The organism is Marmoricola sp. URHA0025 HA25 (genome assembly GCF_054059435.1).
Window position 1 is genome coordinate 1,163,561 of sequence record NZ_JBSSCD010000001.1, and the last position, 13,197, is coordinate 1,176,757.

A 13,197-nucleotide genomic window follows, 5' to 3' on the forward strand; every position below is an offset into this window, starting at 1 on the left:
AAGCGGGCTCGCGCACGGCCCTCCGACGCGGTACGCGACAATGTGCGGGTGACGGACGACCGGGCGACTTCTGTGGTGATCATCGGTGGCGGACCCGGCGGCTACGAGTCGGCACACGTGGCGGCACAGCTCGGCGCGGACGTGACCGTGGTCGACTCCGACGGCCTCGGAGGCTCCGCGGTGCTGACCGACTGTGTGCCGAGCAAGACGCTGATCGCCACCGCCGAGCTGATGACCGACCTGTCCACCGCTCCCGAGCTCGGGGTCGGCATCGCCGACGAGGACGCAACGTCGCCGGTCCACGTCGACCTGGCTCGTGTGAACGCCCGGGTGCTCCGGCTCGCGGCCGAGCAGTCGCGCGACATCGGCCGGCGGCTCGAGCGCGACGGGGTCAAGGTCGTCGTCGGCCACGGCCGGCTCGGCGGCCCGCAACGCGTGGTGGTCGACCTGCCCGACGGCGGCACCGAGACCCTGGCCGCCGACGCGGTGCTGGTCGCCACCGGCGCCGCGCCTCGCACACTGCCGTCCGCCCAACCCGACGGCGAGCGGATCCTCACCTGGGAGCAGGTCTACGACCTGATCGAGATGCCGAGCCGGCTGATCGTGGTCGGTTCCGGCGTCACGGGTGCGGAGTTCGCGAGCGCCTACATGGCGTTGGGCATCGACGTCGTCCTGGTCTCCTCGCGCGACCGGGTGCTGCCCGGCGAGGACGCCGACGCGGCCGAGGTGCTCCAGCAGGTGCTGACCCGGCGCGGCATGACCGTGCTGTCGAAGTCGCGGATGGAGTCGGTCACGCGGACCGGCGACGAGGTGACCGTGCGGCTCACCGACGGCCGCTCGGTAACCGGGTCGCACTGCCTGCTCGCCCTCGGCTCGGTGCCGAACACGACCGGTGTCGGCCTCGAGGAGGCGGGCGTCAGGCTCGACGACGGCGGGTACGTCGTGGTGGACCGGGTCTCCCGCACGACGGCCCGTGGTGTCTACGCAGCCGGTGACTGCACCGGGGTGCTCATGCTCGCCTCGGTCGCCGCCATGCAGGGCCGGATCGCCATGTGGCACTTCCTCGGCGACGCGGTCGCGCCCCTGGACCTGAAGAAGGTGTCCTCGAACGTGTTCACGGCGCCGGAGATCGCCACCGTGGGCTGGTCGCAGCAGGCGGTCGACAACGGCGAGATCGACGCCGAGGTCGTGCGCCTCGAGCTCGCCGGCAACGCCCGCGCCAAGATGCAGGGCGTGCGCGACGGCTTCGTGAAGCTCTTCGCCCGCCCCGGCACCGGGATCATCGTCGGCGGCGTCGTGGTCGGTCCGCGCGCGAGCGAGCTGATCCACCCGGTCTCCGTCGCGGTGGCCGAGTCGCTCACCGCCGATCAGCTCGCCCAGGCGTTCACGGTCTATCCCTCCAACAGCGGCTCGATCGCCGAGGCCGCCCGGCGGCTCCACCACCCGCGTTGAGCCTCGGGCTGACAGCGACGTAGTTCCCCGGCTGTGCTTCGTTCACCAGCGCTCATGTTCCTGCGCGAGGTTGACCGGCCGTGCATGATGGATGCTTCACTCCTCACCCACCAGCCACAGGGATACGCATGCACATCCGGACCACAGGCATCCTGACCGCGCTCGCCGCCACGGCGGCGCTCGTGCTTGCCGGGAACGCTGCCCAGGCAGCGTCGAGCGTGGACGACCCGCAGCCGGCCAACCCCGCGCTCGTCGTCACCGGCGACGGCTTCGGGCACGGCCACGGGATGTCCCAGTGGGGAGCGAGGGGTGCCGCCGAGGCCGGCCAGGGTTACCAGCAGATCCTCGCGTTCTACTACCCGACCACCGCACTCGCACCGGCGGTCGGGAAGGTGCGGGTGCTGATCAGCGGCGACACCGACAACAACCTCAAGATCGCCCAGGCCCCTCGGCTGAGGGTCCACGACCTCGGCAACGGGCGGACCTACAAGCTGCGGAAGCATGCGCGGGCATGGCGGCTCAAGACCGTCGCCGGCCAGACCCGGGTCTACTTCAAGACCGGCCGCTGGCACCTGTACAAGACCGGCGGTCGCAAGGCCCTCGCGGGCGACGGCGAGCTCAAGTCGTCGGCCGGGCCGCTCACCCTCAAGCTTCCGGGCGGGGCCAGTCGCGTCTACCGCGGCAAGCTCCGGTTCACGAACGGTGACACCGTCAACGTCATTCGCCTGGACACCTACCTCCGGGGGGTGATCCCCGCCGAGATGCCGGCGTCGTGGCACCCGGAGGCGCTGAAGGCACAGGCCGTGGCGGCACGCACGTATGCGGCCCGCGAACGCGCCGACCACGCGACCCGCTACTACGACCTGTGCGACACGACGGCGTGCCAGGTGTACCGCGGCGTGGCGGTCGACGGCGTGCCGACCGAGCAGGCGTCGACCAACGCAGCGGCTGAGGCGACTGCAGGTCAGACACTGGTCTACGGCGGTCAGTACGCGTTCGCACAGTTCTCCTCCAGCAACGGCGGTTGGAGCTCTGCAGGCAGTCAGCCATACCTTCCCGCGCAGGCGGACGCGTACGACAAGGCGGTCAGCCCCTACATCCACTGGAAGGTGAATGTCGACACCGCGAAGCTCGACGCAAAGATGCAGGTGGATCATCCCGGCTTCGGCACCTTGACGTCCGTGCGCATCACCAAGCGCGAGGCCGACCGACTGTTCGACGCGGGTGGCTGGGTCCAGACCGTGACAGTGACCGGCACACCGATCACGAATACGGCGACGATCAGCGGGGACGACTTCCGCAGGCTGTACGGCCTGCGGTCCGCCTACTTCACGTTCGACCCGGTGCCGTAGCCAGCGTTCGGTCGGGCACCTAGGGTGCCGACATGAGCCTGCCCCCGCCCGGACCTGACCGCTGCGCCGTCGTCACCGGCGCCTCCTCCGGCATCGGGGCGGAGATCGCGCGCAACCTGGCCGCCCGGGGCCACCAGGTCGTCCTGGTGGCGCGCTCCGAGAGCAAGCTCGCAGAGCTCGCGGCCGAGCTCGGCGAGCAGGCTCATGTCGTCGTCGCCGACCTGTCCGACCGCACGGTCCGCGCCGACCTGCTGGGCCGGGTGACCGGCCTCGGGCTGGCACCGGACGTCCTGGTCAACAACGCCGGCCTGTCCACGCTGGGTCCCGTGCACCGCAGCGACCCGGACGCCGAGCTCAACCTGGTCGAGGTGGACGTGGCCGCTGTCGTCGACCTGTGCAGCCGCGTCCTGCCCGGCATGGTCGAGCGCGGCCGCGGCGCGGTGCTCAACGTCGCGTCGATGGCGGCGTTCCAGCCGCTGCCGGGCCAGGCGACGTACGGCGCCGCGAAGGCGTTCGTGCTCAGCTACACCGAGAGCCTCTCCGGAGAGCTGGCCGGCACCGGGGTCAGCGTCACGGCACTGTGCCCCGGACCCGTGGACACCGGGTTCGGCGAGGCGGCCGGTTTCGACCGGCACGACTTCGAGACCTCGTTGCCGTCGTTCATGTGGGTCTCGGCGACCGAGGTCGCGCGTGCTGCCGTCGACGGCATGGACCGCGGTCGGGTCGTCGTCATTCCCGGAGCCCTGAACCGCCCTGCAGCCGCCTTCGGCCGGTTCGCACCGCGCCGGTTGCTGGTGCCCTTGCTCGCGCGCCAGCACCCGGGGCTGCGCTAGTCCTTGATCTCGCAGAGCACCTGGCCGTGCGTCACGGTCGCGCCGACCTCGGCGGTCAGACCCGTCACGGTGCCGGCCTTGTGCGCCTTGAGCGGCTGCTCCATCTTCATCGCCTCGAGCACCACGACCACGTCGCCCTCGGCGACGGTCGCGCCGTCCTCGACGGCCACCTTGACGATGGTGCCCTGCATCGGGCTGGCGACGGCGTCGCCCGATGCCGCGGCGCCGGCCTTCTTGCCGGTCGTGCGCTTCGGCTTCTTCGGGCCCGCGGCGGCACCCGTCGACAGGCCACCCAGCCCGCCGGGGAGCACGACCTCCAGACGACGTCCGCCGACCTCGACGGTCACCTTCTGGCGCTCGACGGCCTCCTCGGCCTCCGCCACGTCGCCCCCGTAGGGCTCGATCCGGTTGTCGAACTCGGACTCGATCCAGGTGGTGTAGATGGTGAAGTCGCCCTCACCCGACGGGTTCGAGGCGCCGACGTACGCCGGGTCGTCGATGACCGCCCGGTGGAACGGGATCACGGTCGGCATCCCGTCGACGCGGAACTCTGCGAGCGCGCGGCGCGAGCGCTCGAGCGCCTGGGTCCGGTCACGGCCGGTGACGATCAGCTTGGCGATCAGCGAGTCGAACGCACCCGGGATCGTCTCGCCCTTCTCGTAGCCGCCGTCGACGCGGACCCCGGGCCCCTGCGGGGGAGCCCACTCGGTGAGCGTGCCGGGCGCCGGCATGAAGTTGCGGCCGCCGTCCTCGGCGTTGATCCGGTACTCGATCGAGTGGCCGACGACCTCGGGGTCGCCGAAGCCGAGCTCCTCGCCGGCGGCGATCCGGAACATCTCCCGGACCAGGTCGATGCCCGTGACCTCCTCGGAGACGCAGTGCTCGACCTGGAGCCGCGTGTTGACCTCGAGGAACGAGATGGTGCCGTCCTCCGCGACCAGGAACTCGCACGTGCCGGCGCCGACGTAGCCGGCCTCCTTGAGGATCGCCTTCGACGACTCGTAGAGCTTCTCGACCTGCTCGCCGGTCAGGAACGGCGCGGGCGCCTCCTCGACGAGCTTCTGGTTGCGCCGCTGCAGCGAGCAGTCGCGCGTCGAGACCACCACGACGTTGCCGTGCTGGTCGGCCAGGCACTGGGTCTCGACGTGGCGGGGGTGGTGCAGGAACTTCTCGACCAGGCACTCGCCGCGGCCGAACGCCGTGACCGCCTCCCGGACGGCGGACTCGTAGAGCTCGGGGATCTCCTCGAGGGTGTGGGCGACCTTGAGGCCGCGGCCGCCGCCGCCGAAGACCGCCTTGATGGCGACGGGCAGGCCGTTGGCCTTCGCGAACTCCACGACCTCGTCGGCGTCCTTGACGGGATCCTTGGTGCCGGGGGCCAGCGGCGCGTCGGCCTTCTGCGCGATCTGCTTGGCCTTGGCCTTGTCGCCGAGGGCCTCGATCGCGTCGGGCGGCGGGCCGATCCAGACCAGCCCGGCGTCGAGCACGGCCTGGGCGAAGACGGCGTTCTCGGCGAGGAACCCGTAGCCCGGGTGGACCGAGTCGGCACCGCTGCGCTTGGCGACGTCGATGATCTTGGCGATGTCGAGGTAGGAGTCGGCGGGCGTGGAACCGTCGAGGCTGTAGGCCTCGTCGGCGAGCCGGACGAACAGGGCGTCACGATCGGGGTCGGCGTACACGGCGACGCTGCCGATGCCTGCGTCCTTGCACGCGCGCACCACCCGGACGGCGATCTCGCCCCGGTTGGCGACCAGGACCTTCTGCAGCGGCTTCGTCTCGGGCACGCGAACTCCTCGGTGTCTGTGATCCTTCGGGAGTCTATTGGTCGCGACGGGTACCGCCACGCCGGGTCTCAGCGGCCACAAGTTAACAATCGTTAACCGGTGGCTTACGATGGCGTCATGAGCTTCGACCTCTCTCCCGAGCACGAGCAGTTCCGCCGCACGGTGCGTGACTTCGCCGAGAAGGAGATCGCCCCGCACTCCGCCGAGTGGGACCGCAACCACCACTTCCCGGTCGACGTGGTGCAGAAGATGGGCGAGCTCGGGCTCTTCGGGCTGACGGCGCCCGAGGAGTACGGCGGCGCCGGCCTCAGCGGCGAGGAGGGCGGCTTCACCAGCCTGTGCCTGGCGATCGAGGAGCTCGGCCGCGTCGACCAGTCGATCGGGATCACCCTCGAGGCCGCGGTCGGCCTCGGCATCAACCCGATCCTCACCTACGGCACCGAGGAGCAGAAGCAGACCTGGCTGCCCGACCTGGTCGCCGGCCGCCGGCTCGCCGGCTTCGGCCTCACCGAGCCCGGTGCCGGCTCTGACGCGGGCGCGACGCGCACCCGGGCGACCCTGGTCGAGGGCGAGTGGGTGATCGACGGCGCCAAGCAGTTCATCACGAACTCGGGGTCCGAGATCACCTCGCTGGTCACCGTGACGGCGCGCACCGGGCCAACCTCGAACGACCGGGCGACAAGCTCGACCACCGGGGAGGAGAAGGTCGAGATCTCGACGATCATCGTGCCCGCGGGCACGCCCGGCTTCACCGCCGAGAAGGCCTACGACAAGCTCGGCTGGCACGCCTCGGACACCCACCCGCTCACCTTCGACGGGGTCCGGGTCCCCGAGTCGAACCTCCTCGGTGAGCGCGGTCGTGGCTACGCGCAGTTCCTGGCCACGCTCGACGACGGCCGGGTCGCGATCGCGGCACTCGCGGTCGGGTGCATCCAGGCCTGCGTCGACCAGTGCGTCCAGTACGCCGGGGAGCGCACCACGTTCGGCGTGCCGATCGGGCGCAAGCAGGGTGTCGCGTTCCAGATCGCCGACCTCCAGGTGATGCTGTCCGCGAGCCGCCTGCTGACCTACCGGGCCGCCTGGATGAAGGACGCCGGCGCCCCCGTCGCGCAGTTCAAGCGCGCTGCAGCGGTGGCGAAGCTCTACGCCACGGAGTCCGCGGTCACCGCGACCCGGATCGCCACCCAGGTGTTCGGCGGCTACGGGTTCATGGAGGAGTACCAGGTGGCCCGGCTCTACCGCGACGCGAAGGTGCTCGAGATCGGCGAGGGCACCTCGGAGGTGCAGCGGATGCTGATCGCGCGCGGGCTCGGTCTGCCGGTCGAGTGACCGGCACGCCGACCCCGGCGGCTAACCTGTGCGGCATGAGGATCCTCGTCACCGGAGGTGCTGGCTTCATCGGCAGCAACTTCGTCCACCGCACGCTCGCGACACGGCCCGATGCCGACGTGACGGTGCTCGACGCGCTGACCTACGCCGGGTCGATGGCCTCGCTGACCGGGGTCGAGGACAGGATCCGGTTCGTGGAGGGCGACGTCGCCGACGAGGGCACCGTCGAGCGGCTCGTCGGTGATGCCGACGTGGTGGTGCACTTCGCGGCCGAGTCGCACAACGACAACTCGCTCGCCGACCCCAGCCCGTTCATCCGGACCAACCTGGTCGGCACCTTCACCCTGCTCGAGGCAGCCCGGCGGCACGGGGTCCGCTACCACCACATCTCCACCGACGAGGTGTACGGCGACCTCGAGCTCGACGACCCGAAGAAGTTCACCGAGGACACGCCCTACACCCCGAGCTCGCCGTACTCCGCGAGCAAGGCCGGCTCCGACCACCTGGTCCGCGCCTGGGTGCGCTCCTTCGGGCTCCGGGCGACGATCTCGAACTGCTCGAACAACTACGGTCCTCGCCAGCACGTCGAGAAGTTCATCCCCCGGCAGATCACGAACGTGATCGACGGCATCCGTCCCAAGCTCTACGGCGACGGGCTCAACGTGCGCGACTGGATCCACGTCGACGACCACAACGACGCGGTGTGGACGATCATCGAGAAGGGCCGTGTGGGGGAGACCTACCTGATCGGCGCGAACGGCGAGATGAACAACCGCGACGTGATCTCGATGATCCTCGAGCTGATGGGCCAGGACGCAGACGCCTACGACCACGTCACCGACCGGTCCGGCCACGACCGCCGCTACGCGATCGAGGCCGGCAAGCTGCGCAGCGAGCTGGGCTGGACGCCGCGCTACGAGGGCTTCCGCGACGGTCTCACCGCCACGATCGCCTGGTACCGCGACAACGAGTCGTGGTGGCGGCCGATGAAGGACGCGACCGAGGCGAAGTACGCGCTGACCCAACAGGTCGTCAGCAAGTGACGCGGCGATCGCCGCGCGCACCCGGGCCTGCGGCCAGGTGAACCGCAGACTCCGCCGGCTCACCGGTGAGCTCGCACGCTTCTCGGCGGTCAACGTCGCCGCGACGGTCGTCGCCGTCTTCTTGTTCAACGCGCTGGTCCATGGGCTCAAGGGCTGGTTCGACGGGCCCCTGAACGACCACGTGATCCCGGCGTACCTGCTCGCCAACAGCGTCGGCATGTTCGTCAGCTACTACGGAAGCCGCCACTACGCGTTCCGCCACCGTCACGCTGCCGGGCCCGGCGACGGCATGCTGACCTACGTCGCGATCAACCTTGCGTCGTTCGTGATCCCGGTGACCTGCCTCTGGGTGACCCGCCACGTCATGCACTGGGACTCGATCTACGCCGACAACATGTCCGGCAACGTCGTGGGCGCCCTGCTCGGCAACGCCTTCCGCTTCTGGGCGTTCCGCCGGTTCGTCTTCAACACGCCGCGGGTCGCGCCCCGGTCGTTCTGGCAGTCACCGCAGGACGACGGTCGCCACGAGGAGCTGACCGAGGACCTCTCCTAGGTCGCCAGCGACCGGACGAAGGCCTGCTGCGCCTCGTAGGTCGGCAGCAGACCGCTGTCGACCAGGTCGGAGAGACCGGGCGCCTGGTCGTCCTTCGGGGACAGCGAGAGCGTCAGCGGTGAGCCGTCGCGGCCCTCGGTGGGCCACTCGATGCCGATGCCCGCGTCGAGCGGGTGCACGCCGTGCTCACGGCCCGGGGCGTACGGCGCCGAGCACAGGTAGTTGACGACCGTGCCGTCCTCCAGCGCGAGGAACGCGTGGCCGAGGCCTTCGGCGAGGTAGAGCGCCTTGCGGTCCTGGTCGTCGAGGCGCACGGCGTCCCACTGGCCGAAGGTCGGCGAGCCGACCCGGATGTCGACCACGACGTCCAGGATCGCGCCGGAGGGGCAGGTCACGTACTTCGCCTGGCTCGGCGGGAGCTGGGCGAAGTGGATGCCGCGGATCGTGCCGGCCGCGGAGACCGAGCAGTTGGCCTGTGCGATCGAGAACGGGTGGCCGGTCGTCTCGGCGAACGTGTCGGAGCGGAACCACTCGAGGAACACGCCGCGGTCGTCGCGGTGCTGCTGCGGCGTGACGGCGAAGGCGCCCGGGATCTTCGTCTCTTCGATCAGCACGTGCGCACGATACCGGCCCGCCGGTCGGTAGCCTGAGCCGCATGCGATGGATGGTCACGGGCGCCAAGGGCATGCTCGGCACGGACGCGACGGAGATCCTGGCCGCGCGCGGGCACGACGTCCTGGGCGTCGACCTCGGCGACCTCGAGCTCACCGACGCCACGGCCGTCAAGGCGGCTCTGGGCGACGTCGACGTGGTGCTCAACTGCGCGGCGTGGACCGCCGTCGACGACGCCGAGGCGCGCGAGGACGACGCGCTGGTGGCCAACGCCACCATCCCGGCCGTGCTGGCCGCGGCGGCCGCGGCGACCGGCACCCGGCTGGTCCAGATCAGCACCGACTACGTGTTCGCGGGCGACGCGACCTCCCCGTACGCCGAGGACGCGCCGCTGTCCCCGCGGTCCGCCTACGGCCGGACGAAGGGTGCCGGCGAGACGGCCGTGCGCGACGGCCTGCCCGACGGACACCTGATCGTCCGCACCGCCTGGCTGTACGGCGCCCACGGCAACTGCTTCCCGAAGACGATTGCCCGCGTGGCGCAGGACCGCGGATCGGTGGCGGTCGTCGACGACCAGGTTGGTCAGCCGACGTGGACCCGCGACGTCGTGGACCTGGTGGCCCGGCTCGTCGAGGCGGACGCGCCCGCGGGCACCTACCACGCCACCTCCGGCGGCGAGACGAGCTGGTTCGGCTTCGCGCAGCGGGTCGTCGCGGCCGCTGGCCTGGACCCGTCGATCGTCACGCCGACCGACTCGACGGCGTTCCAGCGGCCGGCTCCGCGACCGGCGTACTCCGTGCTGGGGCATGGGGCGCTCGAGCGCCTCGGCGTCGCACCGATCGGCGACTGGGCGCAGCGGTGGGAGCAGGCCTCAGTCGAGGTGCTCGGCCGCTCCTGAGGCGAGCAGCTCGAGCAGGTAGGTCCCGTAACCGGACTTCGTGAGCGACTCCGCGCGCTCGCGCAGCTCGTCGTCGCTCAGGAACCCCTGCCGCCAGGCGACCTCCTCGGGCGCGCCGATCTTGAGGCCCTGCCGCTTCTCGACGGTGCGGATGAAGTTGCCGGCGTCGATCATCGAGTCGAACGTGCCGGTGTCGAGCCAGGCGGTGCCGCGCTCGAGCACCTCGACGCGCAGCCGCCCCTGGTCGAGGTAGGCCCGGTTGAGGTCGGTGATCTCGTACTCGCCGCGCGCCGACGGCTTGAGGTCGCGGGCGAGCGCGACGACGTCGTTGTCGTAGAAGTACAGCCCCGGGACCGCGTAGTGGCTGCGCGGCTGCACGGGCTTCTCCTCCAGGGAGATGGCCGTCCCGGACGAGTCGAACTCGACCACGCCGTACGCCTCCGGGTCCGCCACCCAGTAGGCGAACACCATCGCGCCGTCGAGGTGGCTGAGGCGCCCGAGCGTGCGGCCGAACCCGTGGCCGTAGAAGAGGTTGTCGCCGAGAACGAGCGCGCTCGGCTCACCGCCGATGAAGTCGGCGCCGATCGTGAACGCCTGTGCCAGGCCGTCGGGCGAGGGCTGCTGGGCGTAGCTGATCGAGATGCCGAACTGCGTACCGTCGCCGAGCAGCCGCTGGAAGCCCTCGGCCTCGTGGGGCGTGGTGATCACCAGCACGTCCCTGATGCCGGCCAGCATCAGCGTCGAGAGTGGGTAGTAGATCATCGGCTTGTCGTAGACCGGGACCAGCTGCTTGCTGATCCCCAGCGTGATCGGGTGCAGCCGGGAGCCGGTGCCGCCGGCGAGGATGATTCCGCGCATGGGTGCCAGTCTGCCGTGTGCGAGTGCGGCCGGCTCAGGTGGCCCAGAACTCGTGCCAGACGAACCCGAGCTCGTCGAACATCAGCCGCAGCAGGGGGACGCTGATCCCGACGACGTTGTGCGGGTCGCCACTGATCCCCGAGACGTACGCCGATCCGAGGCCGTCGATCGTGAACGCCCCGGCGACGGCGAGCGGCTCACCGGTGGCGACGTACGCGTCGATCTCGTCGTCGCTCAGGGCGGCGAACCGGACCTGGGTCGCCGCACTCCGGGCCAGCCACACCTCGCGATGGGTGTCGATCACGCAGTGGCCGGTGTGCAGCACCCCGGACTTGCCGCGCATCCGGTGCCAGCGCTCCGTCGCGTCCGCGGGGTCGGCGGGCTTGCCGAGCACCTCGCCCTCGAACTCGAGCACCGAGTCGCAGCCGATCACCAGGGCCCGCGGCTGGTGGGCCGCCACCGCCACCGCCTTGAGCTGGGCCAGCTTGAGCGCGAGCTCCGCGGTGTCGTCGGCCTCGACGCCGTCCTCGTCCACCCCGCTGACGATGACCTCGGGCCGCAGCCCGGCCGCCTGCAACGTCCGCAAGCGCGCCGGTGACGCGGAAGCGAGGATGAGGCGCGGCGTGGCCATCAGCAGGACCTCACTGGTGGGGCAGGCCGCTCGCGCGCCACGCTCCCGGGCCGCGGCGGAGAGTCGTGCGCATCTTCCGGGTGTGGGCAGCCCACTCGTGCCGGGGGCGCCGGTCCTCCGTCGGCGGTGCCTGCAGCGCCGCGAACACGGCCACGACGGCAGCGACCTCCTCGGGGGTTGCGTCTGCGTTGATGATCGTGAGGTTGGGTGCCCCAGTCTGCTCGTTCACAGGGGGATGTTCCCGTGCTTCTTGGGCGGCAGCGTCTCCCGCTTGGTCGCCAGCAGCCTCAGCGCCCGGACGACCTCGGCGCGGGTCTCGTGCGGCGCGATGACCGCGTCGATGTAGCCCCGCTCGGCCGCGACGTACGGGTTCGCCAGCGCGTCCTCGTACTCGGTGATCAGCTGGGCCCGCTTGGCCTCGACGTCACCGCCGTCCTTCTCCACCTGCTTGAGCGTCTTGCGGTGCACGATGTTGGCGGCGCCCTGGGCGCCCATCACGGCGATCTGCGAGGTGGGCCAGGCCAGGTTGATGTCCGCGCCGAGGTGCTTGGAGCCCATCACGTCGTAGGCACCGCCGTAGGCCTTGCGGGTGATCACGGTGACCAGCGGCACGGTCGCCTCGGCGTAGGCGTAGATGAGCTTCGCGCCGCGCCGGATGATGCCGTTCCACTCCTGGTCGGTGCCGGGCAGGAAGCCGGGGACGTCGACGAAGGTCAGCACCGGGATGTTGAACGCGTCGCAGGTGCGCACGAAGCGGGCGGCCTTCTCGGAGGCGTCGATGTCCAGGGTGCCGGCGAACTGCATCGGCTGGTTCGCGACGACGCCGACCGACTTGCCCTCGACCCGGCCGAACCCGATGAGGATGTTCGGCGCGAAGAGCGGCATCACCTCGAGGAACTCCTGGTCGTCCAGGATCGCCTGGATGACCTCGTGCATGTCGTAGGGGTGGTTGGGCGAGTCCGGGATCAGCACGTCCAGCGCACGGTCGATGTCCGACAGCTCGAGGTCCGCCTCCTCGGCGTACGACGGCGCCTCGTCGAGGTTGTTCTGCGGCAGGTAGGAGAGCAGCGCCTTGACGTAGTCCAGCGCGTCGTCCTCGTCGGAGCCCATGTAGTGGGCGTTGCCGGACTTCGTGTTGTGGGTGCGGGCGCCGCCGAGCTCCTCCATCGTGACGTCCTCGCCGGTGACCGTCTTGATCACGTCGGGGCCAGTGATGAACATGTTCGACGTGCCGTCGACCATCACGGTGAAGTCGGTGACCGCGGGGGAGTACACGTGGCCGCCGGCGCACGAGCCCATGATCAGGCTGATCTGCGGGATCACGCCGGACGCGTGCACGTTGCGGCGGAAGATCTCGCCGTACAGACCCAGGCTGACCACGCCCTCCTGGATGCGGGCGCCGGCGCCCTCGTTGATCCCGACGATCGGGCAGCCGGTCTTCATCGCGAGGTCCATCACCTTGGTGATCTTCTCGCCGTACACCTCGCCGAGCGAGCCGCCGAAGATGGTGAAGTCCTGGGAGAACACGCACACCTGGCGACCCTCGACGGTGCCGTAGCCGGTGATCACGCCGTCGCCGTACGGGCGGTTCTTCTGCAGCCCGAAGGCCGTCGACCGGTGCCGCGCCAGCTCGTCGAGCTCGACGAACGAGCCCTCGTCGAAGAGCTGCTCGATGCGCTCGCGGGCGGTCATCTTGCCCTTGGCGTGCTGCTTCTCGACGGCCTTGTCCGAGGCCGCGTGCACGGCCTCGTCGATGCGTCGCTCGAGGTCCTCCAGCTTGCCCGCGGTGGTGTGGATGTCGATGTCGGTCGGGACGTCGGTCCCCTCGCCGGGATGTGCGCTCACGCTGTCG

General features: G+C 70.5%; 13 protein-coding genes. 7 read left to right on the forward strand and 6 right to left on the reverse strand.

Going from position 1 to position 13,197, the window contains the following annotated elements:
* Positions 1-48 precede the first annotated feature (48 nt).
* The 3 genes from ACVW00_RS05625 (at position 49) to ACVW00_RS05635 (ending at position 3,637) form a co-directional block, all read left to right on the forward strand.
* Positions 49-1,452: an NAD(P)H-quinone dehydrogenase gene (locus ACVW00_RS05625; protein ID WP_457109920.1), complete on the forward strand. Its 1,404-nt coding sequence runs from the start codon at positions 49-51 to the stop codon at positions 1,450-1,452.
* Positions 1,453-1,580: 128 nt separating this feature from the next.
* Positions 1,581-2,804 (forward strand): SpoIID/LytB domain-containing protein, encoded by a 1,224-nt coding sequence (locus ACVW00_RS05630; RefSeq protein WP_457109921.1) that lies wholly within the window; start codon positions 1,581-1,583, stop codon positions 2,802-2,804.
* 32 nt (positions 2,805-2,836) lie between these two features.
* Positions 2,837-3,637, forward strand: coding sequence for an SDR family NAD(P)-dependent oxidoreductase (locus ACVW00_RS05635; protein ID WP_457109922.1), 801 nt, complete (start codon positions 2,837-2,839; stop codon positions 3,635-3,637).
* On the opposite strand, the gene ACVW00_RS05640 is transcribed toward ACVW00_RS05635, so the two are convergent.
* Positions 3,634-5,421, reverse strand: coding sequence for an acetyl/propionyl/methylcrotonyl-CoA carboxylase subunit alpha (locus ACVW00_RS05640; RefSeq protein ID WP_457109923.1), 1,788 nt, complete (start codon positions 5,419-5,421; stop codon positions 3,634-3,636). The genes ACVW00_RS05635 and ACVW00_RS05640 overlap by 4 nt on opposite strands.
* Before the next feature lie 117 nt (positions 5,422-5,538).
* Here ACVW00_RS05640 and ACVW00_RS05645 point away from each other — a divergent pair, with 117 nt between their 5' ends.
* Genes ACVW00_RS05645 through ACVW00_RS05655 form a run of 3 tightly spaced genes read left to right on the forward strand, consistent with a single transcriptional unit; the run spans position 5,539 to position 8,346 of the window.
* Positions 5,539-6,750, forward strand: a complete 1,212-nt coding sequence (locus ACVW00_RS05645) for an acyl-CoA dehydrogenase family protein (RefSeq protein WP_457109924.1) — start codon at positions 5,539-5,541, stop codon at positions 6,748-6,750.
* Positions 6,751-6,785: 35 nt separating this feature from the next.
* Positions 6,786-7,793, forward strand: a complete 1,008-nt coding sequence (gene rfbB, locus ACVW00_RS05650; RefSeq protein WP_457109925.1) for a dTDP-glucose 4,6-dehydratase — start codon at positions 6,786-6,788, stop codon at positions 7,791-7,793.
* Between the two features lie 37 nt (positions 7,794-7,830).
* Positions 7,831-8,346, forward strand: coding sequence for a GtrA family protein (locus tag ACVW00_RS05655; protein WP_457109926.1), 516 nt, complete (start codon positions 7,831-7,833; stop codon positions 8,344-8,346).
* Here ACVW00_RS05655 and ACVW00_RS05660 read toward each other — a convergent pair.
* On the reverse strand, positions 8,343-8,960 hold the full coding sequence (locus ACVW00_RS05660) for a dTDP-4-dehydrorhamnose 3,5-epimerase family protein (RefSeq protein ID WP_457109927.1): 618 nt from the start codon (positions 8,958-8,960) through the stop codon (positions 8,343-8,345). The two genes, ACVW00_RS05655 and ACVW00_RS05660, sit on opposite strands and share 4 nt — an antisense overlap.
* A gap of 41 nt (positions 8,961-9,001) precedes the next feature.
* Here ACVW00_RS05660 and rfbD point away from each other — a divergent pair, with 41 nt between their 5' ends.
* Positions 9,002-9,856 carry a dTDP-4-dehydrorhamnose reductase gene (gene rfbD, locus ACVW00_RS05665; RefSeq protein WP_457109928.1) on the forward strand — a complete coding sequence of 285 codons (855 nt, stop codon included), beginning with the start codon at positions 9,002-9,004 and terminating at the stop codon, positions 9,854-9,856.
* Here rfbD and rfbA read toward each other — a convergent pair.
* The 4 genes from rfbA to ACVW00_RS05685 are packed head-to-tail and all read right to left on the reverse strand — an operon-like array spanning position 9,830 to position 13,190.
* The gene (rfbA, locus tag ACVW00_RS05670; RefSeq protein ID WP_457109929.1) at positions 9,830-10,714 is read right to left on the reverse strand and encodes a glucose-1-phosphate thymidylyltransferase RfbA; all 885 of its coding nucleotides are present in this window, start codon (positions 10,712-10,714) and stop codon (positions 9,830-9,832) included. The genes rfbD and rfbA overlap by 27 nt on opposite strands.
* A gap of 34 nt (positions 10,715-10,748) precedes the next feature.
* A complete protein-coding gene (locus tag ACVW00_RS05675) occupies positions 10,749-11,345 on the reverse strand; it encodes a Maf family protein (RefSeq protein ID WP_457109930.1) in 597 nt (198 codons plus the stop codon).
* A gap of 10 nt (positions 11,346-11,355) precedes the next feature.
* Positions 11,356-11,574, reverse strand: a complete 219-nt coding sequence (locus ACVW00_RS05680) for an acyl-CoA carboxylase epsilon subunit (RefSeq protein WP_457109931.1) — start codon at positions 11,572-11,574, stop codon at positions 11,356-11,358.
* Positions 11,571-13,190, reverse strand: a complete 1,620-nt coding sequence (locus ACVW00_RS05685) for an acyl-CoA carboxylase subunit beta (protein ID WP_457109932.1) — start codon at positions 13,188-13,190, stop codon at positions 11,571-11,573. Before ACVW00_RS05685 ends, ACVW00_RS05680 begins: the two co-directional genes overlap by 4 nt.
* Positions 13,191-13,197: the final 7 nt, after the last annotated feature.